The sequence below is a fragment of the Streptomyces sp. NRRL F-4489 genome (genome assembly GCF_001509485.1).
In the GTDB taxonomy this organism is placed as follows: domain Bacteria; phylum Actinomycetota; class Actinomycetes; order Streptomycetales; family Streptomycetaceae; genus Streptomyces.
Genome location: NZ_LLZI01000240.1, coordinates 1 through 24,641, shown reverse-complemented (window position 1 = coordinate 24,641; position 24,641 = coordinate 1). Strand labels below are relative to the sequence as shown.

Annotated in this window: 24 protein-coding genes and 1 pseudogene; 14 read left to right on the top strand and 11 right to left on the bottom strand. The window is 74.1% G+C overall.

Translation table 11 applies throughout. The annotated features are described in order from the left end of the window. Window positions 1-229: 229 nt before the first annotated feature. The 5 genes from ADL22_RS22540 to ADL22_RS22520 are packed head-to-tail and all read left to right on the top strand — an operon-like array spanning window position 230 to window position 4,589. Window positions 230-1,879, top strand: a complete 1,650-nt coding sequence (locus ADL22_RS22540; protein ID WP_066982710.1) for a sensor histidine kinase — start codon at window positions 230-232, stop codon at window positions 1,877-1,879. Continuing rightward, window positions 1,876-2,289: a roadblock/LC7 domain-containing protein gene (locus ADL22_RS22535; protein ID WP_066982707.1), complete on the top strand. Its 414-nt coding sequence runs from the start codon at window positions 1,876-1,878 to the stop codon at window positions 2,287-2,289. The genes ADL22_RS22540 and ADL22_RS22535 overlap by 4 nt, the downstream gene beginning before the upstream one ends. Continuing rightward, window positions 2,286-2,642, top strand: a complete 357-nt coding sequence (locus tag ADL22_RS22530; protein WP_066982703.1) for a DUF742 domain-containing protein — start codon at window positions 2,286-2,288, stop codon at window positions 2,640-2,642. Before ADL22_RS22535 ends, ADL22_RS22530 begins: the two co-directional genes overlap by 4 nt. Beyond that, a complete protein-coding gene (locus ADL22_RS22525) occupies window positions 2,623-3,285 on the top strand; it encodes a GTP-binding protein (RefSeq protein ID WP_066982701.1) in 663 nt (220 codons plus the stop codon). The genes ADL22_RS22530 and ADL22_RS22525 overlap by 20 nt, the downstream gene beginning before the upstream one ends. Continuing rightward, entirely contained in the window at window positions 3,282-4,589 is a 1,308-nt protein-coding gene (locus tag ADL22_RS22520; protein ID WP_066982698.1) for a cytochrome P450, read from the top strand. The genes ADL22_RS22525 and ADL22_RS22520 overlap by 4 nt, the downstream gene beginning before the upstream one ends. Before the next feature lie 182 nt (window positions 4,590-4,771). Here ADL22_RS22520 and ADL22_RS22515 read toward each other — a convergent pair whose 3' ends face one another. Both ADL22_RS22515 and ADL22_RS34130 read right to left on the bottom strand, forming a co-directional pair. Beyond that, window positions 4,772-5,986, bottom strand: coding sequence for a cytochrome P450 (locus ADL22_RS22515; protein ID WP_066982695.1), 1,215 nt, complete (start codon window positions 5,984-5,986; stop codon window positions 4,772-4,774). 108 nt (window positions 5,987-6,094) lie between these two features. Continuing rightward, a pseudogene (locus ADL22_RS34130) lies at window positions 6,095-6,277 on the bottom strand (helix-turn-helix domain-containing protein); the annotation flags it as partial. Here ADL22_RS34130 and ADL22_RS36365 point away from each other — a divergent pair. Then, complete coding sequence (locus tag ADL22_RS36365; protein WP_420711587.1) at window positions 6,222-6,425, top strand: hypothetical protein; 204 nt, start codon at window positions 6,222-6,224, stop codon at window positions 6,423-6,425. The pseudogene ADL22_RS34130 and the gene ADL22_RS36365 overlap by 56 nt on opposite strands. Before the next feature lie 54 nt (window positions 6,426-6,479). Here ADL22_RS36365 and ADL22_RS22510 read toward each other — a convergent pair whose 3' ends face one another. Beyond that, window positions 6,480-8,900 (bottom strand): cation-translocating P-type ATPase, encoded by a 2,421-nt coding sequence (locus ADL22_RS22510; RefSeq protein WP_066982692.1) that lies wholly within the window; start codon window positions 8,898-8,900, stop codon window positions 6,480-6,482. Between the two features lie 89 nt (window positions 8,901-8,989). After that, the gene (locus ADL22_RS22505) at window positions 8,990-9,271 is read right to left on the bottom strand and encodes a DUF2530 domain-containing protein (RefSeq protein ID WP_066982689.1); all 282 of its coding nucleotides are present in this window, start codon (window positions 9,269-9,271) and stop codon (window positions 8,990-8,992) included. Window positions 9,272-9,565: 294 nt separating this feature from the next. On the opposite strand from ADL22_RS22505, the gene ADL22_RS22500 reads away from it, so the two are divergent. Further along, window positions 9,566-11,038 (top strand): NCS2 family permease, encoded by a 1,473-nt coding sequence (locus ADL22_RS22500; RefSeq protein ID WP_066982686.1) that lies wholly within the window; start codon window positions 9,566-9,568, stop codon window positions 11,036-11,038. 8 nt (window positions 11,039-11,046) lie between these two features. Here the strand turns inward: ADL22_RS22500 and ADL22_RS22495 are convergent, their stop codons facing one another. Beyond that, on the bottom strand, window positions 11,047-11,247 hold the full coding sequence (locus ADL22_RS22495) for a ribbon-helix-helix protein, CopG family (RefSeq protein ID WP_079064343.1): 201 nt from the start codon (window positions 11,245-11,247) through the stop codon (window positions 11,047-11,049). Between the two features lie 143 nt (window positions 11,248-11,390). On the opposite strand from ADL22_RS22495, the gene ADL22_RS22490 reads away from it, so the two are divergent. The 3 genes from ADL22_RS22490 to thpR all read left to right on the top strand — a co-directional run bounded on the left by ADL22_RS22490 (window position 11,391) and on the right by thpR (window position 13,933). Continuing rightward, a complete protein-coding gene (locus ADL22_RS22490) occupies window positions 11,391-11,828 on the top strand; it encodes a MarR family winged helix-turn-helix transcriptional regulator (protein WP_066982680.1) in 438 nt (145 codons plus the stop codon). A 30-nt stretch (window positions 11,829-11,858) separates the two neighbouring features. Next, on the top strand, window positions 11,859-13,298 hold the full coding sequence (locus tag ADL22_RS22485) for an MFS transporter (protein ID WP_066982677.1): 1,440 nt from the start codon (window positions 11,859-11,861) through the stop codon (window positions 13,296-13,298). 68 nt (window positions 13,299-13,366) lie between these two features. Beyond that, the gene (gene thpR / locus ADL22_RS22480; protein WP_066982674.1) at window positions 13,367-13,933 is read left to right on the top strand and encodes an RNA 2',3'-cyclic phosphodiesterase; all 567 of its coding nucleotides are present in this window, start codon (window positions 13,367-13,369) and stop codon (window positions 13,931-13,933) included. A gap of 200 nt (window positions 13,934-14,133) precedes the next feature. Here thpR and ADL22_RS22475 read toward each other — a convergent pair whose 3' ends face one another. Continuing rightward, window positions 14,134-14,805: a GDSL-type esterase/lipase family protein gene (locus tag ADL22_RS22475; protein WP_066982670.1), complete on the bottom strand. Its 672-nt coding sequence runs from the start codon at window positions 14,803-14,805 to the stop codon at window positions 14,134-14,136. Between the two features lie 210 nt (window positions 14,806-15,015). Between ADL22_RS22475 and ADL22_RS22470 the strand changes: the two genes are divergently transcribed. Beyond that, window positions 15,016-15,996, top strand: a complete 981-nt coding sequence (locus tag ADL22_RS22470; RefSeq protein WP_066982667.1) for a hypothetical protein — start codon at window positions 15,016-15,018, stop codon at window positions 15,994-15,996. 41 nt (window positions 15,997-16,037) lie between these two features. Here ADL22_RS22470 and ADL22_RS22465 read toward each other — a convergent pair whose 3' ends face one another. From ADL22_RS22465 to ADL22_RS22455, 3 genes are read right to left on the bottom strand one after another with little or no spacing between them, the layout of a single operon-like run. Further along, entirely contained in the window at window positions 16,038-16,463 is a 426-nt protein-coding gene (locus tag ADL22_RS22465; protein WP_066982663.1) for a PPOX class F420-dependent oxidoreductase, read from the bottom strand. A 33-nt stretch (window positions 16,464-16,496) separates the two neighbouring features. After that, entirely contained in the window at window positions 16,497-16,724 is a 228-nt protein-coding gene (locus ADL22_RS35480) for a hypothetical protein (RefSeq protein ID WP_066982660.1), read from the bottom strand. Beyond that, window positions 16,718-16,999, bottom strand: a complete 282-nt coding sequence (locus ADL22_RS22455) for a TetR/AcrR family transcriptional regulator C-terminal domain-containing protein (RefSeq protein ID WP_079064342.1) — start codon at window positions 16,997-16,999, stop codon at window positions 16,718-16,720. Before ADL22_RS22455 ends, ADL22_RS35480 begins: the two co-directional genes overlap by 7 nt. Window positions 17,000-17,197: 198 nt before the next feature. Here ADL22_RS22455 and ADL22_RS22450 point away from each other — a divergent pair, with 198 nt between their 5' ends. Continuing rightward, entirely contained in the window at window positions 17,198-17,947 is a 750-nt protein-coding gene (locus tag ADL22_RS22450) for a DUF6333 family protein (RefSeq protein WP_159048711.1), read from the top strand. Window positions 17,948-18,067: 120 nt separating this feature from the next. Here the strand turns inward: ADL22_RS22450 and serC are convergent, their stop codons facing one another. Both serC and ADL22_RS22440 read right to left on the bottom strand, forming a co-directional pair. Further along, window positions 18,068-19,186 carry a phosphoserine transaminase gene (gene serC, locus ADL22_RS22445; RefSeq protein WP_066982652.1) on the bottom strand — a complete coding sequence of 373 codons (1,119 nt, stop codon included), beginning with the start codon at window positions 19,184-19,186 and terminating at the stop codon, window positions 18,068-18,070. Window positions 19,187-19,344: 158 nt separating this feature from the next. Further along, window positions 19,345-20,358 (bottom strand): helix-turn-helix transcriptional regulator, encoded by a 1,014-nt coding sequence (locus ADL22_RS22440; RefSeq protein WP_066982649.1) that lies wholly within the window; start codon window positions 20,356-20,358, stop codon window positions 19,345-19,347. A 242-nt stretch (window positions 20,359-20,600) separates the two neighbouring features. Between ADL22_RS22440 and ADL22_RS22435 the strand changes: the two genes are divergently transcribed. Together ADL22_RS22435 and ADL22_RS22430 are read left to right on the top strand one after the other, a co-directional pair. Then, on the top strand, window positions 20,601-22,076 hold the full coding sequence (locus tag ADL22_RS22435) for an FAD-binding oxidoreductase (RefSeq protein ID WP_066982646.1): 1,476 nt from the start codon (window positions 20,601-20,603) through the stop codon (window positions 22,074-22,076). A 233-nt stretch (window positions 22,077-22,309) separates the two neighbouring features. Next, window positions 22,310-24,641 (top strand): FAD-binding and (Fe-S)-binding domain-containing protein (locus tag ADL22_RS22430; protein ID WP_066982644.1); only part of this gene is annotated, 2,332 nt, incomplete at its 3' end.

The window sequence follows — 24,641 nt, the reverse complement described above, 5'->3', positions numbered from 1 at the left end:
GCGGGACGGCCCCGGCAAACGGGGCGTCAAACGTGGAGTGTGCCGCGGGAGTTGCCGGATCGCCGCGACCGGCTAGAGTGCCAGGGCGATCTTCGCTCACCTGCTCGTCGCACCCGTAACCCGTCGTGGACGGCGCCCGCCGAGGCTCGGCACCCCGATGCCCCGGGCCCGTTCCGCGGTCCGCCCGCCAGCCGTCCGGCCGCCGCCATCGCACCCGAGGACCTGTTTGATGCCACCACGGATATCCTCCCGCCGGGCGGCGCCCACGCCGCTGGGCGCCGCACTGCGTACCCTGGCGGCCGCCCTCGTGGTGACCGGCGGACTGGGTGTCTGGCTCGTCGCGCTGCTGCCCGAGGCGGCCCGGACGCCGGTCGCGTGGAGCGCCGGCGCCGGTGCGGTGCTGATCGGTGCGGCACTGGCCACCGCCGTCTTCCAGGCGCGGCTGGTCCGGCACCACCGGGCGCGGATCGCCGACATCCGGGCCGAGGCCGAGCGGCTGGCGGACGAGACGCTGCCCGCACTGGTCGCCCTGGTGCGCGAGGGCGCGTCGGCGGACACCGCGCTGGACCGGATCGCCCTGCCGCGGGCCGCGGCGCACCAGCGGATCCTGCGGACGGTCGCCGAGGAGGTCGGGCGCGGTGAGCGGATGCGGGCCGCGGCGATGTCCGCGTGCGCCAACGCCGCGGGCCGGGTGCAGGCGCTCGCCACCGGCATGCTCGCCGATCTGCGCGAGATGGAGAACCGCCACGGCGAGGAGGTCCTGGGCGACCTGCTGAAGCTGGACCACACGACCGCCCAGGCCGGCCGGCTGGCGGACAGCATCGCGGTACTGACCGGCGCCCGCTCCGGCCGCCGCTGGAACAAGCCGATCGCCATGGAGTCCATCCTGCGCGGCGCGATGGGCCGGATCAGCGCCTACCGCCGGATCCAGCTGCACCACAGCAGCGAGGTCGCGATCGCAGGACACGCGGCCGAGGGCATCATGCACGCGCTGGCCGAGATCATGGACAACGCCGCCTCGTTCTCCCCGCCGTCGTCGCCGGTGCACGTGTACGTGGAGGAGGCGCAGGCCGGTGTGGTGGTCAGCGTCGAGGACAGCGGGCTGGTGATGGGCGAGGCCGCGCTGCAGCGCGCCCAGGAGACGGTCTCCGCCGACACCCTGGACCTGATGTCGCTGTCCGGGACCCGGCTGGGCCTCGCGGTCGTCGGCTGCCTGGCCCGCAAGCACGGTCTGAACGTCTCCTTCCGGCCGTCGGCGCGCGGCGGTACGGGCGTCGTCGTACTGATCCCGCAGCAGCTGGTGACCGAGGCGCGGCGGCCGGGCCGGGCGGACGCGGAGCCGCCGGTGGCCGGCCGGCCCGCGCCCGCCGCCCGCCCGGTGTCCGCCACCCGTCCCGCCGTCCCCGCGCCGCGCCGGGCCCCCGACGCCGGGCCGGCCCCGCAGGCGCCCGCGGCCGGTGACCTGGCGCCCCTGCCGCGGCGCGCGCCCCGGCCCGGGGCCTCCGCCGACGACGCCCCCGCCGCCGACGCGCCCGCGTCCGGCCCCGCGTCCGCCGACGCCGCCGACGCCCCTGGTCCCGCCCCCGAGCCGGCCCCCGCCCCCGAGATCGGCGAGAGCGGCCTGCCCAAGCGCCGCCGCGGCCAGACGCTGGCCGGCGCGCCCATGGGCACCGGCCCGGCCGGCGGCCGTACGCCGGCCCGCGACGCGGCGCCCCGGCCCGCCCGCTCCCGGGAGGAGTCCGCGGCCCGGTTCCGCGCCTTCCGCCGGGCCGTCCAGGGCAAAGGCGGCCCGGACGACGCCGGCCGCCCCCGCGGCAGCGGCACCCCCGCTCCACCCCCCGCACCCTCTCCAGCACCTCCGGAGGACGAGACCCGATGAACACCACCGACCACAGCCTCGACTGGATGCTGGAGAACCTGCTCCAGAAAACCCCGGGAGCCCGGCACGCGCTGGTCCTGTCCCGGGACGGGCTGAAGCTCTGCCACTCCAAGGACCTCACCGTCGACCAGGCCGACCAGCTGGCCGCCATCGCCTCGGGCATCCAGAGCCTGTCGCACGGCGCGTCCGTGGAGTTCGGCGACGGCACCGGCGGCGTCCGGCAGGCGATGACGGAGTTCCACGGCGGGGTGCTGTTCATCGTCGAGGCGGGCAACGGCGCGCATCTGGCGCTGATCGCCGTCGAGGACGCCGACGTCGGCCTGATCGGCTTCAACATGAACGAGCTGGTGGAGCAGATCGGCGAGTACCTCCAGGCCGCCCCGCGTGGTGAGAGCGGGCAATCCGCATGAAGCGGCTCGGTCCTGACGACGATCCGGACCGGCTGTACACGGTGACCGGCGGCCGCAGCCGCGCCGCCGACGACCGGGTGCTGGACCTGGTGACCCTCATCGTCAGCGAATCCGACCCGACGCCGGGCATGCAGTCCGAGCATGCCCGGATCCTGACCCTGTGCCGGCGTCCGACGGCCGTGGTGGAGATCTCGGCGGAGCTGCGGATGCCGGTCAGCGTGGTCCGGATCCTGCTGTCCGACCTGCTCGACCGCGGCCAGGTCACCGCCCGGCACCCGCGCGTCGCCGCGACCGCCCAACTCCCCGATGCCGACCTGCTGAAGGAGGTGCTCGATGCACTCCACCGCCTCTGAGAGCGCGGATCCGGCCGGTGCCGCCGGCACCGATGCCGACCGCTCCCCGCTGAGCGCCACCGCCGACAACGGCCTGAAGATCGTGATCGTCGGCGGCTTCGGCGTCGGCAAGACCACCATGGTCCGCTCGGTGAGCGAGATCCGGCCGCTGAACACCGAGGAGACGATGACCCGCGCCGGGGTCGGCGTCGACGACCCGACCGGCGTCGAGGGCAAGACGACCACCACCGTCGCCTTCGACTTCGGCCGGATCACCATCAACGACAGCGCGGTGCTGTACCTCTTCGGCGCGCCCGGCCAGGAGCGCTTCTGGTTCCTGTGGGACCGGCTGTTCTCCGGCACCCTGGGCGCCGTGGTGCTCGTCGACACCCGCCGGGTGGACGGCTCCTGGTACGCCATCGACCGGCTGGAGGCGCACGGGATGCCGTTCATCGTCGCGCACAACGACTTCGGCGGCGACCGGCACACCCTCACGCAGATCCGCGAGGCGCTGGACCTCTCGCCGGAGGTGCCGCTGGTCGCCTGCGACGCCCGCGACCGGGAGTCCAGCAAGGCTGTGCTGATCGCCCTGGTCAACCACCTCTACGACCTGTCCACCCGGGACGCCGTACCCGTCCAGGAGACCGCGGAGACCGCACCGTGACCGAGCAGCAGCACCCCACCGCCGGCGGCTGCCCCTTCGGGGCCGGGGCGGCCGGTCCCGGCGGTACGGAGGCCGTGCCGCTCTACGGCGCCGGTCTGAGCGGCGACCCGGCCCGGCTGTACCGCGAGATGCGCGCCCGCCACGGCGCGGTCGCGCCGATCCTGCTGGACGGCGACATCCCCGGCTGGTTCGTCATGGGCTACCGCGAACTCCACCAGGTCACCAGCAACCCCGAGCTGTTCGCCCGGGACTCGCGGCGCTGGCACGCCTGGGAGCGGATCCCCGAGGGGTGGCCGCTGCTGCCGTTCGTCGGCTACCAGCCGTCGGTGATGTTCGCCGAGGGCCCCGAGCACCGCCGCCGGGCCGGCGCGATCAGCGACGCGCTCACCGCGATCGACCAGTTCGAGCTGCGGCAGATCTGCGAGCGGCTGGCGGACGGGCTGATCGACGCGTTCGCCGGCTCCGGTGAGGCGGACCTGATGGCGCGGTACGCCGCCCGGCTCCCGCTGCTGGTCATCGCCGAGCTGTTCGGCTTCCCGCACACCGAGGTGCCCGAACTCGCCGCCGATATCGCCGCGTCGCTGAACGAGGACGAGGGCGCCATCGCCGCCCACCAGCGGGTCGCCGAGCGGATGGCGCGGCTGGTCAAGGCCAAGCGGGAGCGGCCGGGCGCCGATGTGCCGTCCCGGCTGCTGGCCCACCCGGCCGGGCTGGCCGAGGAGGAGGTGGTCATCGATCTGCTGGTGGTGATGGCCGCCGCCCAGCAGCCGACCGCCAACTGGATCGGCAACACCCTGCGGCTGATGCTGACCGACGACCGCTTCGCGCTCAGCCTCACCGGCGGCCGGCGCAGCGTCGGGCAGGCCCTCAACGAGGTGCTGTGGCACGACACCCCGACGCAGAACTTCATCGGCCGTTGGGCGGTGCGCGACACCCAGCTCGGCGGCCGCCGGATCCGCACCGGCGATCTGCTGATCCTGGGCCTGGCCGCGGCCAACAGCGACCCGCAGGTACGCCCGGACTTCACCGACGCGGGCTCGGACGGCAACCAGGCCCATATGTCCTTCAGCCACGGCGAACACGCCTGCCCCTACCCGGCCCCGGAGATCGCCGAGGTGATCGCCAAGGCCGCCGTGGAGGTGCTGCTGGACCGGCTGCCCGACGTGATGCTGGCGGTGCCGGACGCGGAACTGGCCTGGCACCCGTCGCTGTGGATGCGCGGACTGGTCAGCCTGCCGGTGGAGTTCACGCCCACCTACACCCCGATCCCGGCCGTGGGCGCCGGCGGCGGACTGTCCGGCTGAGGACCGCGGGCGGCTCACCGTCCGCAACTGGCCGGTGCCGATGCGTGTTTCACGTGAACCATCGCCAAGTGGTCGGCCGTGCGCGGTGTTTCACGTGAAACATCACCGAACGCGACGCTGTGGTGCCGGACGGTGTTTCACGTGAAACATCGCCCGGCACCGTCGCGTTCGCGCGGCGGCCGCTAGTCCGCCGCCGGTCCGAACCGCACCGGCAGCGCGTCCAGCCCCCGGGTGAACAGCCCCAGTTCGCGCGGCTCCGCGCCCGGCGCCAGGGACAGGTCCGGCAGCGCCTCCAGCAGATGCGCCACCCCCACCTCGACCTCCGCCTTCGCCAGCAGCGCGCCGACGCAGAAGTGCCGGCCGAGCGCGAACGCCAGATGGTCGGCGGCCGCCGAGAACGCGGTGGCCGCCGAGAGGTCGGCCCGGTGGATGTCGAAGCGGTCCGGTTCGGCGTAGCGCCGCTCGTCCCGCCCGGCCGCGCCGATCAGGCAGGTGACCGTGGCGCCCTTGGGTACGAGGCCGCCGCCGATCTCCACGTCCTCCGCCGCCTGCCGCATGATCATGTGCACCGGCGGGGTGTACCGCAGCGTCTCCGCGAACGCCGGCGCGATCAGCGAGGGATCGGCGCGTACCTCGGCCAGCTGCTCCGGGTGGCGCAGCAGGTTGTGCACCAGGCTCGATATCGCCTTGTCGGTGGTCTCCCCGCCCGCGGTCAGCAGCAGGCTGCAGAACGCCTTGACGTCCTCGTCGGTCATCCGGGTGCCGTCGATCTCCGCGGCGCACAGCGCCGACAGCAGGTCGTCACCGGGGTTCTCCCGGCGCTCGCGGATGATCGGCAGCAGATACGCGGCGAACTCGTCGCGGGTGCGCAGTCCGGCCGCGGCCACCTCCGGGTCCTGGGAGAGGTTGCCCAGGAAGCCGATGATCGCGGTGTACCAGCGGTGGAAGCGGTCGTGGTCGGCCCGGTCCAGGCCCAGCATGTCGGCGATGACGTTGACCGGGAAGCGGGTGGCGTACTCCGCGACCAGATCGGCGCCGCCCCGGCCGCGGAACGCCTCGATCAGCTCCCGCGAATTGCGCTCGATCACCGGCCGGAACGACTCCTCCAGGGCGTTGCCGCGGAACGCCGGGGCGACCAGGGCCCGGCGGACGGCATGCTCCCGGCCGCTCATCTGGAGGATGGTGCGGCCGTGCACCGGCTCCAGCTGCCAGTCGTAGTTGTCGGTGCTGAACACCGGGTCCTTGAAGGCCCGTTCGACGTCCTCGTAGCGCGAGACGAGGTAGCTGCGGGTGGCCTCGTGGTACAGCAGCGGGAAGTCGTCGCGCAGGACGCGGTAGACCGGGTAGGGGTCGGCGGCGAATTCCGGTGACAGGATGTCCGGCGCTTCTCGGTTCACGGGCACGACTCTCCTCAGGTGGGGTAGGGGCGGCGACCGCGCGGCGCGAACCGCCCGCACCCAAGATCACCGCTTGCGCGGGCCGTTATCAAGACCGCCGGTAACGGTTCAGTGACCGGGGAAGGCGCGTCGGTAGTCCCCGGGCGTGACGCCGAGGTGGCGCAGGAAGTGGTGGCGGAGGTTGTTGGCGGTGCCCAGACCGCTCAGCTCGGCCACCTTCTCGATCGGCAGGCCGGTGGACTCCAGCAGCGCCTGGGCGCGCGCCAGCCGCTGGTTGAGCAGCCACTGGACATCTGCTGCACGCCGCCGCGGCGCGCGGACTGGACACCGCGCTGCCGAACTCCTCAAGGGCCTGATGGAGCGCACCGCCGCGGCCGGCCACGGCTCCGACAGCTACGCCAGCGTCATCGAGGTGCTCCGCCGGCCCACGGCGGCCTGAGCCGGGCCGGGGCCGGGGGCCGGCCGCAGCCCGCGACCCGCACCGGCCGCCCCCTCACGCCGGAAACCGCCGTCCCACCCACCGCCACGCCACCTCCAGCAGTACGGCCGCCACCGCCGCGACCGCCACCGCCGCCCACGGCATCACCGTCCCCACCAGCCGCAGGTCGAAGAAGCGCTGGAGCCACGGCGTGGCCAGGACGATCAGGAAGCCCACCGCCATCGCCAGCACCAGCGCGATCCGCCACCAGGTGTACGGCCGGGCGATGATCGCCAGCACCCACAGGGCGGTCAGGAAGAGGGTCAGGGTGGCGGCGCTGGTTTGCGCGGGCAGCGCGTCCGGACCGGTGTAGTGCGCCCGCGCCAGCAGGTACGTGGCGAACGCGGCGAGGCCGGTGATCAGGCCGGACGGCACGGCGTACCGCATCACCCGGCGGACGAAGTGGGGACGGGCGCGCTCCTTGTTGGGCGCCAGCGCGAGGAAGAACGCCGGGACGCCGATGGTCAGCGTCGACAGCAGCGTCAGATGGCGCGGCAGATACGGGTAGGGGATCTGCCAGCAGGCGACCAGGACCGCCAGCAGCACCGAGTAGACGGTCTTGGTGAGGAAGAGGGTGGCGACCCGGGTGATGTTGCCGATTACCCGGCGGCCCTCGGCGACCACCGACGGCAGGGTGGCGAAGCTGTTGTTCAGCAGCACGATCTGGGCCACCGCCCGGGTCGCCGCCGATCCGGCGCCCATCGCCACCCCGATGTCGGCGTCCTTGAGCGCCAGCACGTCGTTGACGCCGTCGCCGGTCATCGCGACATGGTGGCCCCGGGACTGGAGCGCGCCGACCATCTCCCGCTTCTGCTGCGGGGTGACCCGCCCGAAGACCGCGCCGCGCTCGATGGCGCGGGCCATCGCGTCCGCGTCGCCGTGCGGCAGCTCCCGGGCGTCCACCGGGTCGTCCGCACCGGGCAGCCCCAGCTTCCCGGCGACCGCGCCCACCGACACCGCGTTGTCACCGGAGATCACCTTGGCCTGGACGCCCTGCTCGGCGAAGTAGCGCAGGGTGTCGGAGGCGTCCGGGCGCAGCCGCTGCTCCAGGACGACCAGCGCGGCCGGCACCACCTCGCGGGCGACGTCGGGGTGGTCCAGCGGCCGTGCGGCCCGGGCCAGCAGCAGCACCCGCAGGCCCCGCGCGTTCAGCCGCCCGGTCTCGGCCAGCGCCGGATCCCCGTCCGCCAGCAGCACGTCGGGGGCGCCGAGCAGCCAGCCCGAGCGCTCCCCGCCGGGCTCCTCGAAGGCCGCGCCGCTGTACTTGCGCGCCGAGGAGAACGGCAGGGTGCCGGTGCAGCGCCAGCCGTCCGGCGGCGGGCAGGCGTCGGCGACGGCCTTCAGGGAGGCGTTCGGGCGCGGATCGGACGCCCCGAACGCGCCCAGTACCTCCTTGGTGCGCGCCGGGTCGCCCCCGTCGAGCGCCCGCACCTCGCCGAGGTCCATCCCGCCCTCGGTGAGCGTCCCGGTCTTGTCCAGGCACACCACGTCCACCCGGGCCAGCCCCTCGATCGCGGGCAGCTCCTGCACCAGGCACTGCTTGCGGCCCAGCCGTACGACACCGATGGCGAACGCGACCGAGGTCAGCAGCACCAGCCCCTCCGGGATCATGGGCACGATCCCGGCGACCATCCGGCGCACCGCGGCGTCGGCGGGCAGCCCCAGGGTCAGCAGATGGCTGCAGATCAGGCCGAGCGCGGTCGGGACCATCATCCACGTCACGTACTTGAGGATCCGGCTGATGCCGGTGCGGAGTTCGGAGTCGACCAGGGTGAAGCGGCTGGCCTCCTCGGCGAGCCGCGCCGCGTACGCCTCCCGGCCGACCTTCGTCGCGGTGAACGCGCCGCCGCCCGCGACGGCGAAGCTGCCGGACATCATCCGGTCGCCGGGCTTCTTCACCACCGGGTCCGCCTCGCCGGTCAGCAGCGACTCGTCGACCTCCAGGCCGTCCGACTCCACCACCTCGCCGTCGACGATGACCTTGCCGCCGGGGCCCAGCTCCAGCACGTCGCCGAGGACCACCTCGGAGGTGGGGATCTCGGTGGCCGTCCCGTCGCGGCGCACCGTCGGCCGGGCCTCGCCGACCACCGCCAGGCTGTCCAGGGTCTTCTTGGCGCGCAGCTCCTGGATGATGCCGATGCCGGTGTTGGCGAGGATGACGAAGCCGAACAGGCCGTCCTGGATCGGGCCGACGATCAGGATGATCACGAAGAGCACGCCGATGATGGCGTTGAAGCGGGTGAAGACGTTGGCGCGGACGATCTCCGCGACCGAGCGGGAGGACCGCACCGGGACGTCGTTGACCTCGCCGCGGGCCACCCGTTCGGCGACCTCGGCGGAGGTCAGTCCGCGGTGCGCGGGCTCCGGGGCGGTGCCGCCGGGGGACCGTCCGCCGGGCTCCGGTTCCTCGACTTCCGTTCGCGCCGGGTCCGTCATGTCCTCGACGTTACGGGGGGAATGCCCGGTTCACCCGCCGGCGGGCGGCCGGGGCGACAGACGGTCCCGGCGTCAGGCGGGGCCCGGCGTCAGGACGGGTCGGGCGCGGGCGTCCCGGTCGCCGCCGCGGCCGCCGCGCGCTTGATCGCGGCGTCCCGCCGGCGCACGTACCAGACGCCGACCAGGCCGAGTCCGCCGCCGGCCAGGCAGGTCCACAGGAACCACGTGTGGCCGTGGTCGGCGTACCAGCCGTAGAAGGGCAGCTGGACGAGGAAGAGCACGAACCAGAGGGCGGTGCCGCCGGTGATCGTGCCGACGACGGGACCTTCGAGCGGCGGCGGGGCCGCCCGCAGTTCGGACTTCTTCCACATGGGTGTCAGCTTACGGGGGCCGGGGGCGGCGCCGGTCCGGACCCGGGGCGGTGCGGGACGCGGCCCGGCAGGGACGCCCGCGCGGCTGGCCAGCGGGTGTCTACGCGCGGAGATAGCGATCAACGAATTGTTTATTCATACTGAACCTTTCTGGAACTGACCGGTTCGGATCGTTGATTCCTCCAATCTGATCCCTCCATGCTGTTCCAGGTCATTTGGTTGCCGTCCCGCCGCCTGTGCGTGTTCCCGGCCTACGGGCCGCGCCTGCCCCGGCCCGTACGACTGAGGTCCCGCATGTCGCCCTCGACCCCTTCGCCGGTCGACACCGTGAAAAGCCCTGGCCCGCAGCCCCCCAGGAACGCCCTCGACCGCTTCTTCAAGATCTCCGAGCGGGGCTCCACGGTCAGCCGGGAGCTGCGCGGCGGTCTGGCCACGTTCTTCGCCATGGCGTACATCGTCGTGCTGAACCCGATCATCCTCGGCGCCGGTGTCGACAAATACGGTCACCATCTGGACAACGGCCAGCTGGTCACCGCCACCGCCCTGATGGCCGGTCTGGGCACCGTCCTCATGGGCCTGATGGGCAACGTCCCGATCGCCATCGCGGCCGGCCTGGGCATCAACGCCGTGGTCTCGCTCCAGCTCGCCCCCAAGATGAGCTGGCCGGACGCGATGGGCATGGTGGTACTGGCCGGCCTGGTGCTGATGATCCTGGTCGCCTCCGGACTCCGGCAGCGGGTGATGGACGCCATCCCCAACGGCCTGCGGCGCGCCATCGCGATCGGTATCGGCCTGTTCATCTCGCTGGTCGGCCTGGTCGACGCGGGCTTCGTCAGCCGCAACCCGGACGCCGCGCACACCACCGTCCCGCTCAGCCTGGGCCAGGGCGGCCAGCTCAAGGGCTGGCCGGTGCTGGTCTTCGTGCTCGGCCTGGCGCTGATGTTCGTGCTGACCGTCCGGAAGACCAAGGGCGCGATCCTGATCGGCATGGTCACCATGGCCGTCGTCGCGGTCATCATCAACGCGGTGGCCGACATCCCGGACGCGTCCTGGGGCCTGGCCGTGCCGAACGTCCCGCACAAGATCGTCGGGGCGCCCGACTTCGGGCTGATCGGCCACATCAGCCTCTTCGGCGGCTTCAGGGAAGTCGGCGTGCTCACCGGCTGCCTGTTCGTCTTCACCGTGCTGCTGTCCGGCTTCTTCGACGCGATGGGCACCATCATCGGCGTCGGCGAGGAGGCCGGGCTGCTGGACAACGAGACCGGCAACCTCCCCAACATGGGCCGCATCCTGATGGCCGACGGCATCGCGGTGGCCGGCGGCGGCTTCGGCTCCGCGTCGGCCAACACCTGCTTCGTGGAGTCCACCGCCGGCGTCGGCGAGGGCGCCCGCACGGGCCTGGCCAACCTCGTCACCGGCGGGCTCTTCCTGCTCGCGCTGATCTTCACGCCGCTGGCCACCGTCGTGCCCTCGCAGGCCGCCACGCCCGCCCTGCTGGTCGTCGGCTTCCTGATCATGGCGGCGAACGTCCGGGACATCGACTGGAGCGACTTCACCGTCGCCGTCCCGGCCTTCCTGACCCTGGTCGCGATGCCGTTCACCTACAGCATCACCAACGGCATCGGCATGGGCGTCCTGGCGTACATCCTGCTGCGGACCGTCACCGGCCGCTTCAAGGAGATCCCCTGGCTGCTGAACGCGGTCGGGGTCTGCTTCCTGGTCTACTTCCTGCTCAACCCGATCGAGCAGATCCTCGGCGTGAAGTAGCCGGGCGGTCAGGAGCGGCTGGCGGCGGGCCCCCAGCCGCCCAGCCGCTCGGTCTTCTCGACCGACGTCGACAACCGTTCATCGAAGTCCTCGCGGATGAGCGTCCGGACCACATAGTCCTGGACGCTCATTCCGCGTTTCGCGGCATGCTGCCGAAGGCGCTCCAGCAGCTCCCCGTCGACGCGCAGGCTGAGCACTCTCGATCCCATACGGACAAAGGTCCCCGCCCGGCGCGGTCGGATGTGTCGTTTTCCGCTCCGTCCTCACTCATACGGGTGACGAGCGGGGCCTCCCTCCAGGGCAGCGACCGCCTCGCTTTACTTAGATAGGCTAATGAGCTACGCTAACGACCATGCCGGAACTGTCCAACGGCGCCGACGCTGACGCCGTGAATTCCCTTCGGTCCGCCGTGATGCGCCTCTCGCGCCGCCTGAAGCACCAGCGGGTGGACGAGTCGCTGAGCCCCACCGAGATGTCGGTGCTCGGCACCCTCGCCCGGTGCGGCCGGGCCACCCCCGGTGAGCTGGCCCGCAAGGAGCACGTCCAGCCGCCGTCGATGACCCGCATCGTGGCGATGCTGGAGGCCAAGGGCCTGGTCCGGCTCGAAGCCCACCCCGAGGACCGCCGGCAGAAGGTCGTCACCCAGACCGAGCAGGCCGAGGCGATGCTCGAGGAGAGCCGCCGCAAGCGCAACACCTGGCTCGCCGAGCTGGCCTCCGGGCTGGACGAGGACGAATGGGCCAAGGTCCGGGCCGCCGCGCCCGTACTGGAGAAACTCGCACAGCTGTAGACAGACACCCCGCCGAGGAGGCGAAGCCCGTTGAGTACGGGATCCGGAGCACACTCCGCCCCCGCACCGCAATCCGACCCCACCCCTGACCGCGACCCCACCGGCCCGGCCGCCGCCGGGGCCACGGCGGCCGGCACCCCCACCGACCGGGCCGCCGCCCCGCGCACGGGCATGTTCAGCTCCCTCCGCATCCGCAACTACCGGCTCTTCGCCACCGGCCAGGTCGTCTCCAACACCGGCACCTGGATGCAGCGCATCGCCCAGGACTGGCTGGTGCTCAGCCTCACCGGCTCCTCCGGCGCGGTCGGCATCACCACCGCCCTGCAGTTCCTGCCGATGCTGCTCTTCGGCCTCTACGGCGGGGTCCTCACCGACCGCTTCGCCAAGCGCCGGCTGCTGCTGTGCACCCAGGCCGCGATGGGCCTGATCGGCGTCGCGCTGGCCGGCCTGACCCTCACCGGCCAGGTCCAGGTCTGGCACGTCTACGCCGGCGCGTTCCTGCTCGGCCTCGTCACCGTCGTCGACAACCCGGCCCGGCAGGCGTTCGTCTCCGAGATGGTCGGCCAGCGCGATCTGCGCAACGCCGTCAGCCTGAACTCCGCGAACTTCCAGTCCGCCCGGCTGATCGGCCCGGCCGTCGCCGGTGTGCTGATCACCGCCTTCGGCAGCGGCTGGGCGTTCCTCTTCAACGGACTGTCGTTCCTCGCGCCGATCACCGGCCTGCTGATGATGCGGACCGCCGAGCTGCACAAGGTCGACCGCGTCCCGCGCAGCAAGGGCCAGCTGCGGGAGGGCCTGGACTACGTCCGCCGCCACCCCGAGCTGATCTGGCCGATCGTGCTGGTCGGCTTCATCGGCACCTTCGGCTTCAACTTCCCGATCTGGCTGACCGCCTTCACCTACAAGGTCTTCCACGCCGGGGCCGGGACGTACTCGCTGTTCAACGGCCTGATGGCGGCCGGTTCGCTGATCGGCGCGCTGCTCGCCGCCCGCCGGGCGAGCTCCCGGCTGCGGATGCTGGTCGGCGCGGCGCTGGTCTTCGGCCTGCTGGAGTGCGTGGCGGCGCTGGCGCCCGGCTTCTGGGTCTTCGCGGCGCTGCTCGCCCCGATCGGCATGGTCGGCCTGACGATCAACGTCACCGCCAACTCCAGCGTCCAGATGGCCACCGACCCGGCGATGCGCGGCCGGGTGATGAGCCTGTTCATGATGGTCTTCATGGGCGGTACGCCGCTCGGCGCGCCGGTCGTCGGCTGGGTCACCGACGCCTACGGGCCCCGGATCGGCTTCCTGGCCGGCGGGGTGGTCTCCGCGGCGGCCGCGGCCCTGGTCGGCCTGGCCCTGGCCCGGTCCGGCGGCCTGCGCCTGAAGGTCGATCTGCGGCCCGGCCACCGGCATGTGGCGTTCGTACCGCGGGCGTCCGGCGGGGCGCCGGGCGAGGCGCGGGAGAAGGAGCTGGCGGCCGCGGCGTAGCGGTCCGGCGGGCGCGCGGCCGGGTGTCCGGCGGTCGCCCGGCGGCGCGCCGGGGCGACACTGGCCCCATGAGACTCTTCGCCGCGGTGCTGCCCCCGACCCGCCCGCTCGGCCAACTCGCCGAGCAGGTGGGGGAGTTGCGGCGGCTGCCCGGCGCCGACCAGCTCCGCTGGACCGGCCCGGACGACTGGCACTTCACCCTCGCCTTCTACGGCGAGGTGCCCGAGGAGGCGCTGCCCGGCCTCCAGGAGCGGCTGGCCCGCGCCGCGCACCGCCGCGCCGCGTACGAGCTGCGGATCGCCGGCGGCGGCCGGTTCGGCGACCGGGTCGTCTGGGCCGGGGCGGACGGCGACCGGCCCGCCATGCGCCACCTCGCGGACGCCGCCGAGGCCGCCGGCCGCCGCGCGGGCCTGGCCATGGGCGAGCACCGCCCGTACACCCCGCACCTCACCCTCGCCCGCAAACGCACCGGCCGGCTCGACCTCGTCCCGTACGCCGCCGCCCTCGCCGATTTCACCGGCACCCCCTGGACGGTGACCGACTTCGCCCTGATGCGCAGCCACCCGCCGCCGCCCGGCGTCCCGGGCAGCCGCCCGCGCTACGAGGCGCTGGCCCGCTGGCCGCTGACCGGCTGAGCCGCCGCGCGCCGGTCCCGGCCGGGGACCACCGTCCGTGGGCCGGGTCGGTGCGGGCCCCGATTCCGCCCCGGTTACGCTCGACGGGTGGATCCCAAGACCCGTAACCGGATCATGTCCGGTCTGCTCGCCGTCCTGCTGATCGTCGTCGTCGTGGCCGCCGCCCTCCGCTGACCCCTGGGCGCGCGCCCCGCGCCGCCTCAGCGCGCGTACGGCCCGCCCACGTCCCACCCCTGGTGGAGCGCGTCGGCGAAGGCGGCGGCGAGGAGGTGTTCGCCGTGCTCGGAGGGGTGGGTGCCGTCGTAGGTGGCCCGGTCGATGTCCCAGCCGGCCGGCTCGGAGGCGAGCAGGAGCGGTGAGGCGGGCGTGGAGAGGTCGGCGACGGCCTTCGCCAGCAACTCGTTGAAGTGGGCGCACTGCGCGCCGAAATCCGGGTCGGCGAGCGCCCGGATATTGGCGATGACGGGCATCACCGCCATCCGGACGTGCGGATCGGCGGCCCGCGCCCGGGCCACGAATTCCCGGACGTTCCCGGCGGTCTGCTCCGGGTCGGTGTAGAAGCCGAGGTCGATCAGGCCGAGCGAGACCAGCAGGGTGTCGGCCCGGTGCTCCCGCACCGCGTCCTCGATCAGCGGCGCCATGTGCAGCCAGCCCTCGCCCCAGCCCGCCAGGTGGCAGCGCGCCTTCTCGGGGAAGGCGGGGTCGGCGTAGTCGAGCGAGACGGGCGCGTCGGCGGCCGGGTCGTGGAGCGTGCGGCGCGGCCCGACGATGCGGAACGGCCCGGAGCCGGTGGTGGCGAGGTGCCGCCACATGCGGTAGCGCCAGGTGTAGTCGCCGGAGCTGCCGATCGTCATGGAGTCCCCGACGAACATGATCCTCATCCGGCCATGATGGCCGACAACGCTACCGCCGGGTACGTGACGCTGGCCACGCGGCCCCGCCCGGCCGCCCGCCGTGGCAGGCTGTGCGCCATGCCCGCCGCCGAGCCCGTGCCCGTAGCCGCAGCCGTACCCGCCGTACCCGTGCTCGCCGTGCCGCGTGCTCCGCGTCCGCGACGGTGGCTCCCGCGCCCCGGGGCGGCGATGGTGGCGGCGGCCGCGCTGGTGCTGCCGGTCGCGGCGGGCGCACCGGCCGCCGCCGCGGAACCCGGCGCGTTCACCGTCACCGACCCGCGGATCACCGAGTCCAGCGGTCTGGCCGCCAGCCGCGCCCACCCCGGCGTCTACTGGACCCACAACGACAGCGACGACGGCCCATATGTCTACGCGGTGGACTCCGCCACCGGCCGCACGGTCGCCACGATCACCCTGCGCGGTATCGGCGCGCCCCGCGATGTGGAGGCCATCGCGCTCGGCCCGGACGGCCGGATCTACGTCGGCGATATCGGCGACAACCTCGGCGGCAGCTGGGACCACGTCTGGATCTACCGCTTCCCGGAGCCGGAGGTGCTGCGCGACGCGACCGTCACCGCCGAGCAGTTCACCGTGCGGTACGCAGACGGACCCCGGGACGCCGAGGCGCTGATGGTGCATCCGGGGACCGGCCGGGTCTACCTCGCCAGTAAGAAGCAGGGCGGCGGGGCGGCGCTCTACGAGGGCCCGGCCCGGCTGACCACCACCGGGAGCAACACCTTCCGCAAGGTCGCCCCGGTGGACCTGTGGGTGACCGACGGCGCGTTCTCGCCGGACGGCACCCGGCTGGTGCTGCGCGGCTACTTCGGCGCCCGGCTCTACCGCTGGCGCGACGGCCGCCCCGAGGACCTCGGCGCGGTACCGGTCCCGCTCCAGCGCCAGGGCGAGTCGGTGACCTTCACCGCCGATGGCCGGACCCTGATGTACGGGTCGGAGGGGCGCGGCAGCCAGGTCGAGCCGGTGGCGCTGAACGGGGAGCAGCTCCCGGACACGGCCCGCCGGGACGACGGCGGGTCCGGCGACCGGCCGTCCGGGGGCGGGAGCGGAGGCGGCGGCACCACCGTCAGCTACGGCAAGGGCGCCCTGGTCCTGGCCGGGGCGGCGGCCCTGCTCCTGGCCTGGCGGGCGCTGTTCCGCCGCAAGCGCGGCTAGGGGCCGGGTAGCGGGCGGCCAGGGGGCCCGGCGTTCTCCGGCTACGCCGGCGGCTCCTCCTCGATCCCGTCCTCGATCAGCCGCAGCTCGTAGTGGAGCGTCGGCTCCCGCCGCAGCCGGTGCAGGAGCGGCGACACCAGCCCGTGGATCAGCGGGTACTTGCGGGTCAGTGACCGTTCGGCGCGCCGGTTCTCCCGGGTGGCCGGGTTCAGCAGCCGGGCCCGCGCCCGGACCGGCGGCCCGGTCGGCCGGCCGCGCCAGGTGGAGGCGCAGAACTCCACCTCCGGGAAGTTCCGCATCCGCTTGACCTTCCCGGCGCTGCCGAAGGTCCGGATGTAGGCGTGGTCGCCGTCCACCGCGATGTTCACCGGGGTGCCGACACCGGTGCCGTCCCTCTTGTACGTGGTCAGCAGGATCGTCCCCTGCCGGTCGAAGGGGGCGAGTCCGGGGCTGGGAGGGATCCTCATGCCCTCCATAAAAGCCGTATCCGCCCCTTTTCGTCACGTTGCGGCGCGGTGCGTCGCCCCGGGTGGCGGCGGTTCGGGGCGCGTCCCCCGGGGCGGGGGCGCGGGGGACGCGGCCGCGCGGGCCGCGATGACCGCCGCGAAACCGTCCAGCAGGGCCGCCAGCCCCAGGGCGAAGACCGGGTTGGCGCCGCCGTCCCCGGACACCCCGCCGAAGACGTCCTCGTCCAGCCCGGCGAGCGCCGGATACCGCCCGCTCAGCATGGCTTGCGTGAGGGCGGGTTGCCGGTACTCCAGCAGTCCAGGGCGTTCGGGCCGAGCAGCGGGCGGCCCTGGTCGACCTGGAGGAGCCAGGGGTGCTCCAGGTGCAGCCGCCAGCTGGCGTGCGCCACGGCTTCCAGGGCGGGCCGCCAGCCGGTCTCCGGGCCGGGCTCGGGCAGACCGTCCACCGGGAGCGCGGCCACCGAATCCAGCATCAGGCCGAGGAGTTCGGCCTTGCCCGGCATGTCGCTGCCCATGGCGCCGTCGGCGGTGGTCACCGGGCGGGGCGTGGCCGATCTGCTGCACGCGGCGGTCGATCTGGCCGTGCTCACCGCGGTGTTCCTGCCGCTGGCGGTCCGCCGCTTCCAGCGCCTCGGCCGGTGAGGCGCCGGCCCGGGGTCGCCGCCCCGGCCGTTGGTCCATGGGGCGGTCCCGGGCCGAACGGCGTTGTCAGTGGCGGGAGTTACGGTGCGTATATGACTGGCACGGAAGTTCATGAGTGCGAGGGCGATCCGCAGGAAGAGGTGGCGCTGTGGCGCGGGGCCGATATCACGCTGTCGCTGCTTTTCCCGCCGTTTCCCGATGCGGCCGGGACCGTCCGCCCGGCCCTGCCGCCGCTCGATCCGGTGCGCGCGCGTGCGTTCGCGGAGCAGCTGAGCACCGTTGAGGAGGTGCTGGAGGAGCTTCCGGCGAGCTCGGTGTGGGACATACCGAGCCCCGAGGTGCGTGCCGACCTCGATCTGATAGCGGTCGGCTGCTGGGGTGGTCTGGTCCAGATATTCGATCCGGCGCTCGGCAGTGACCTGCTCTCCGACGCGATGTCGAACGAGATCGCCGAGCTCCGCGCGCGGCACCCGCAGGCCCGCCTCGTCGGCTCGGTCAGCCTGGACTACGGAAACTCCTACCTGGAGCACGAGGTGGTCCTGCCCACCGGGGAGCATCTGTTCGCCGGCGGGTGGGATTGCGACGGCGACGAGGGCTGGGTGTACCGCGGCGACCCGGACGAGGTGCTGCGCGCGATGGGCGCCGACCGGGAGACGGCGGCCGAGGCGGGCTTCGAGCCGGACGGCGAGCCGTGCGAGCGTGAGTACGGCGCGCTCGGCACGGTCGCTCTCGGGCTGCACCGCCCCGGCGAGGGCTTCGAGGCCCGGCGGGTCTCCGTGTTCCGCGTCCGCCGGACCTCGCGCGGCTGCTTCAACCTCCGGGAGGTGTGGTTCGGGCGGTAGGCACTCCGAGGCGCGAAGCGGCCCGGTCACGGACGGGCCCGGTTACGCGGACGGGCCCCGGCGGGTGCTCGCTGCCGGGGCCCGTGCGTCGGTGCGGTGCGCGCCGCGGCGCGCCGGCCGCTACAGCTTGCCGACGACGTAGTCGATGCAGGCCGTCAGCGCCTCGACGTCCGCCGGGTCGATCGCCGGGAACATCGCGATGCGGAGCTGGTTGCGGCCCAGCTTGCGGTACGGCTCGGTGTCGACGATGCCGTTGGCGCGCAGCGTCTTGGCGACGGCGGCCGCGTCGATGTCGTCGCTGAAGTCGATCGTGCCGATGACCTGCGAGCGCTTGGCCGGGTCGGTGACGAACGGGGTGGCGTACTTGGAGTCCTCGGCCCAGCCGTAGAGGGCGTGCGAGGAGGCGGCGGTGCGGCTGACCGCCCAGTCCAGGCCGCCCTGGCCGTTGATCCACTCCAGCTGCTCGTTGAGCAGGAAGAGCGTGGCGAGGGAGGGGGTGTTGTACGTCTGGTTCTTGAGGGAGTTGTCGATCGCCGTGGGCAGCGAGAAGAACTCCGGGATGTGGCGGCCGGACGCGTGGATCGCGCGGGCCCGCTCCAGGGCGGCCGGCGAGAAGACGCCGAGCCACAGACCGCCGTCGGAGGCGAAGGACTTCTGCGGCGCGAAGTAGTAGACGTCGGTCTGGGCGATGTCCACGGGGAGGCCGCCGGCGCCGGAGGTGGCGTCGACGAGCACCAGCGCGCCCTCGTCGGCGCCGGCCACCCGCTGGATCGGGGCGGCGACACCGGTGGAGGTCTCGTTGTGGGTGAAGGCGTAGACGTCCACGCCCTGCTCGGCGGCCGGCTCCGGGTGGGTGCCCGGGTCGCTGGAGATCACGGTGGGCTCGGCCAGCCACGGGGCCAGCTTGGCGGCCTTGGCGAACTTCGAGGAGAACTCACCGAAGGAGAGGTGCTGCGACTTGTTCTCGATCAGACCGTGCGTCGCCACGTCCCAGAACGCGGTGGAACCGCCGTTGCCGAGGACGACCTCGTAGCCCTCGGGGAGCTGGAAGAGGTCGCGCACGCCCTGCCGCACCGAGCCGACCAGGTTCTTGACCGGGGCCTGGCGGTGGGAGGTGCCGAGCAGGGAGGTACCGGTGGCGGCCAGCGCGTCGAGCGCCTCCGTACGCACCTTGGAGGGGCCCGCGCCGAAGCGTCCGTCGGCGGGCTTGATGTCAGCGGGGATCTCGATATCAGCCACGAGGGGAAGCCTAAAGGGTCGGCCGGGGGCCGGAGGGGGCGTCCAGCGGGTGAGATGGGGGGTGGTCGGAGTGTGGACGGGGTCCTTTGGGGCGACTCGTTCCCGGGGGCGGCTCTCAGGGGGCCGTGGGGTCGGTGAGGGCCGCCGTACGGGTGTGCCTACGGGGCGTCGGCGGCGTAGAGGGTGGTGAGCGCGGCGGCGGAGCCGGCCAGTACGCGGCGGGCCTCCGGCGGGTCCAGCACCTCCAGCGAGTCGCCGAACTGGAGCAGCTGGCGCACGGCGGAGAGCACCGGATAGCCGATCTCCAGGACGGCCCAGGCGCCGGGCGGGGCGTCGCCGCCGGCCGGTTCGTCATCCTGCGCGCCCTCCTGGTCCTCCGGCCGGGGCGGGGCGAGCAGGGCCGGGCCCAGGATCCGGACGGCCAGGTCCAGCCGGTCGCGGCGGATGCGGGCGGTGACGCGTACGGGTGCCGGGCGCTCCTCCACCTGCCGCCGCAGCTCGGCCCAGACCTCCGCCAGTTCGGCGCCCGGCCGCCGCTGTACGGGCGCGTCGGTGAGCCGCGCCCGGGCGACCCGGTCGGCCCGGAAGAGCTGCGGCCGGCCGCGCCGGTCCGCGACCAGGTACCAGACGCCGGCCTTGGCGACCAGCCCGTAAGGGTCGACGGTGTAGGTACGCGGCTCGGTGCGGCCGCTGTGCCGGTAGCGGATCCGCAGCCGCCGGTCGGTGAGGACGGCGGTGTGCAGCGCGTCGAGGTCCACCGCCGGGCGGGGGCCGCCGAGCCAGCGGTCGGGGTCCACCAGGATGCGGCGGCCGGTCAGTTCGGCGGCCGGGCGGTGCGGGGCGGGCAGCGCCGCCATCACCTTCCGCAGCGCCGACCCCAGCGCGTCGTCCAGGCCGAGCGCCTCATGGGCGCCCTGCGCGGCCAGTACGAACAGCGCCCGGGCCTCGTCGGCGGTCAGCCCCGTCACGTCGGTGCGGAAGCCGGGCAGCAGCGCGATCCCGCCGTACCGCCCGCGCTCGGCGTAGACCGGCACCCCGGCCGCCGACAGCGCCTCGACGTCCCGGTAGACGGTGCGGGTGGAGACCTCCAGACGGGTGGCCAGTTCGCTCGCCGGGACCCGGCCGCGGGTCTGGAGGAGCAGCAGGATCGAGAGCAGACGGTCGGCCTTCACAACGGGGTTTATACCGGTCGCCCGATGGGGCGGCGGCAGGGCGGGGCTGTCCTCGTATGGCGCCGAGGGCTGTCCCGCCGGGGTCGGACCCCGTATGGCGCCGGGGTCGGTCCAGCAGGGACGGGACGCCGTGACGCCGGGGTCGGTCCGGAGAGGCCGCCGGGGCCGGTCCGGATACGTCATCGCCGGGGCCGGTCCAAATATGACGGCGGGTGTCAGGTTATGGCCCCAGAGTGCAGCCCATGACGACGATCGATGCCTCCGGCCCCCTTGCCGCGCCCCTCGCACCTGACGCACCTGACGCCCCTCTGACCCCCGAGGCCCTCGACGGGCTCGCCCGGCGGCTCCACGGGCCGGTGTTCCGCCCCGGCGACGCGGGCTACGACGCCGAACGCTCCGGCTTCCAGGCCGGCTACCGGCACCGCCCCGCGGTCATCGCCGGTGTCGCGGACGCCGACGACGTGGCCGCCGCGGTGGCCTTCGCCCGCGCGCACCGGCTGCCGGTCGCGGTCCAGGTCACCGGCCACGGCCTGTCCGCCGCCACCGACGGCGGCCTGCTGATCAGCACCCGGCGGATGTCCCAGGTCACCGTGGACCCCGCGACCCGTACGGCGCGGGTGGCCGCGGGCGCCGTCTGGAGCCAGGTCATCGAGGCCGCCGCCCCCTATGGGCTCGCCCCGCTCAACGGCTCCGCCCCCGGGGTCGGCGTGGTCTCGTACACCCTCGGGGGCGGGGTGGGGGTGCTGGCCCGCACCTACGGGTTCGCCGCCGACCACGTCAGGGCCATCGATCTCGTCACCGCGGACGCGCGGCAGGTGCGGGTCACCGCCGACTCCGACCCCGCGCTCTTCCGGGGGCTGCTGGGCGGCGGGCACGGCCTCGGGGTCGTCACCGGGATGGAGTTCGGCCTGATGCCGGTGGCCCGGCTCTACGGGGGCCAACTGGTCTTCGGCGCCGGGCAGATCGACGACGCGCTGGCGGCGTACCTGCGCTGGACCGAGACCGTCCCGGACACCCTGACCTCCTCCCTCGCGCTGATCGTCTACCCCGATCTGCCGCAGCTCCCCGCGCCCTTGCGCGGCCGCCATCTGCTCCAGATCCGGATCGCGTTCACCGGGGACGCCGAGGAGGGCGCGCGCCTGGTGGCGCCGCTGCGCGCGGTCGGCCCGGTGGTCAGCGACGACCTGCGCGAGATGCCGTACACCGAGGCCCACACCATCCACCGCGACCCCGCCGACCCGCACGCCTACAACGGCGACAACGCCCTGCTCAGCGGGGTGGACGCGGCGGCGCTGCGCCAGGTGGCGGCGCTCACCGGCCCGGCGTCCCCGGTGATGGTGGTGGTCCAGCTCAACCACCTGGGTGGCGCGCTGGCCACCGGGCCGGACGGCGGCAGCGGGGCGGGGGCCGGCGGGGTCGGCCACCGGGACGCGCGGTTCCTGCTGCGCGTGCTGTCGCCGCTGGGCGCCGACGACCCGGAGGGCGACCTGGCGGCCGCGCGGGCGGTGCACGCGGCGGCCCTCGCCGAGGTCGCCCCCTGGCGGATCGGCCGGAGCGTCAACTTCCTCTTCGGCGAGCACCGCGACCGGCCGGACGCCGCCGAGGTGGCCCGCAGCACCCACGCCCCGGAGGCATGGCACCACCACACCGCCCTGAAGGCCGCCCACGACCCGGAGAACGTCTTCCGGTTCCATCCGTACGACGGGGGCCGGTCCTGACGAGTGCCGGTGTTGACGAGTGCCGGTCCTGGCGAGCCCAGGTCCCGACGAGTGCCGGTCCTGACGAGTCCCGGTCGTACGACGCGTCGGGGGCATAGGGCGCGCCCGGGTCGTAGGCCGAGTCCCCGCCCAGGCCGCACCCGCGGCCTCGTCCCGGCCCGTCTCCGCGCCGCCAACACACCGTTATCCACAGCCCTTGCCGTGCCCCCACCCCGCGGGGGCACGCTTGAGGCATGGCTGATCGCAGGGAGACGGACGAGCGGAACGGCGGCGGGGCGGACGCGGCGCGGCGCCGCGATCTGGCGCGCGAACTGGCCGCCGCGATACGGGGCGAGGTCTCGTCCGCCGCGGCGGACCGCGCGCTGATGACCATGGACGCGTCGAACTACCGCCGCGTGCCGGACGCGGTGGTCGCGCCCCGGGACGCCGAGGACGTCGCCGCGGCGCTCCGGGTGTGCCGCGCCCGGGGCGTCCCGGTCCTCCCGCGCGGCGCCGGCACCAGCATCGCCGGCCAGGCCACCGGCACCGGCGTCGTCCTGGACTTCACCCGCCATATGCGCCGGATCGTCTCCCTCGACCCGGAGGCCCGCACCGCCGTCGTCCAGCCCGGCGTCATCCTGGACGACCTCCGGGCCGCGGCCGCCCCGCACGGCCTGACGTTCGGCCCCGACCCGTCCACCCACAGCCGCTGCACCCTCGGCGGCATGATCGGCAACAACTCCTGCGGCGCCCACTCCGTGGCCTGGGGCACCACCGCCGACAACGTCCGCACCCTGGAGCTTCTGACGTACGGCGGCGAGCGCGTCACGGCCGGCCGCGGCACCGACCGGGAGGGTTTCCCCACCGGCCTGCCACCGCGCCTCCGGGAGGGCGTCAAGGCCCTGGTGGACGGCGAGTTGGCGCTGCTGCGCACCGGCTATCCGGCCGGCCTCCCGCGCCGTATCTCCGGTTACGCCCTGGACGCCCTGCTCCCCGAGGCCGGCACCGACCTCGCCCGGGCCCTCACCGGCAGCGAGGGCACCCTCGGCGTCCTCACCGAGGCCACCGTCCGCCTCGTCCGGGCGCCCGCCGCCCGCGCGCTCGCCGTCCTCGCGTATCCGGACGAGAGCGCCGCCGCCGAGGCCGCGCACACCCTCCTCCCACACGCCCCGCTCACCATCGAGGGCATGGCCACCGACCTGGTGGGCGCGGGCGCCGGCGGGCTGCCCGAGGGCGGCGCCTGGCTCTTCGCCGAGACGGGCGGCGCGAGCCCGGCGGAGGCCGCGGCCCGGGCCCGTGAGCTGTGCCGAGCGGCCACCGGGGACGGCGCCACCGGCCACCTCCTCGTCACCGACCCGGCCGGGCAGCGCGCCCTGTGGCGGATCCGCGAGGACGCGTCCGGTACGGCGACCCGGATGCCGGACGGTACGGAGGCGTGGCCGGGCTGGGAGGACTGCGCCGTGCCACCCGCCCGGCTCGGCCCGTATCTGCGCGACTTCCGCGCCCTGCTCGCCCAGCACGGCCTGCGCGGCACCCCGTACGGCCACTTCGGCGACGGCTGCATCCACGTCCGGATCGACTTCGACCTGCTCACCCCGCCCGGTATCCGCCGCTTCCGGGAGTTCTCCACGGACCTGGCCGCCCTGGTGGTGGCGCACGGCGGCTCGCTCTCCGGGGAGCACGGCGACGGCCAGGCCCGCGCCGAGCTCCTCCCGAAGATGTACGGCGGTGAACTGGTCGGCCTCTTCGGCCGGTTCAAGGACCTCTGGGATCCGGCCGCGGGCCTGAATCCCGGCATGCTGGTCCGTCCGCACCGCCTCGACGACAACCTCCGCTTCGCCCCGCTGCCCAAGGGCCCGGTCCCGGTCGAGTTCGGGTATCCGCACGACGGCGGGGACTTCTCCGCCGCTGTGCGCCGCTGCGTCGGTGTCGCCAAGTGCCGTACGGAATCGATGGGTCCGGGCGCGGCCGACGTCATGTGCCCGTCCTTCCGGGCCACCGGCGAGGAGCGGCACTCCACCCGCGGCCGGGCCCGGTTGCTGCACGAGATGCTGGCGGGCGAGGTGGTCACCGACGGCTGGCGCTCCCCGGAGGTGCGCGACGCGCTCGACCTCTGCCTCTCCTGCAAGGGCTGCCGCAGCGACTGCCCCGTAGGCGTCGATATGGCCACCTACAAGGCGGAGTTCCTGCACCACCACTACGCGGGCCGGCTCCGCCCCGCCGCCCACTACGCCCTCGGCCGCCTGCCGCGCTGGCTGCGCGCCGCCGCCCCCGCCGCCCCGCTGGTCAACGCCCTGGCCCGCACCCCGCTCGCCGCCATCGCCAAGCGCCTCGCCGGGATCGCGCCGGAGCGCCCGCTCCCGGAGCTGGCGGGGGAGACGTTCCGGCAGTGGTGGTGGCGCCGCCGCCGGTCGTACCCCGTGAAGCCGGACGGCGACCGCCCGGTGGTCATCCTCTGGCCCGACACCTTCACCAACCACCTCTCCCCGGAGGTCGGCCGCGCCGCCGTCCGCGTCCTGGAAGCCGCCGGTCTGCGCCCCCTCCTCCCGCCCACCGCACCCCTCCCACCCCACCGCAGGCTGCCGC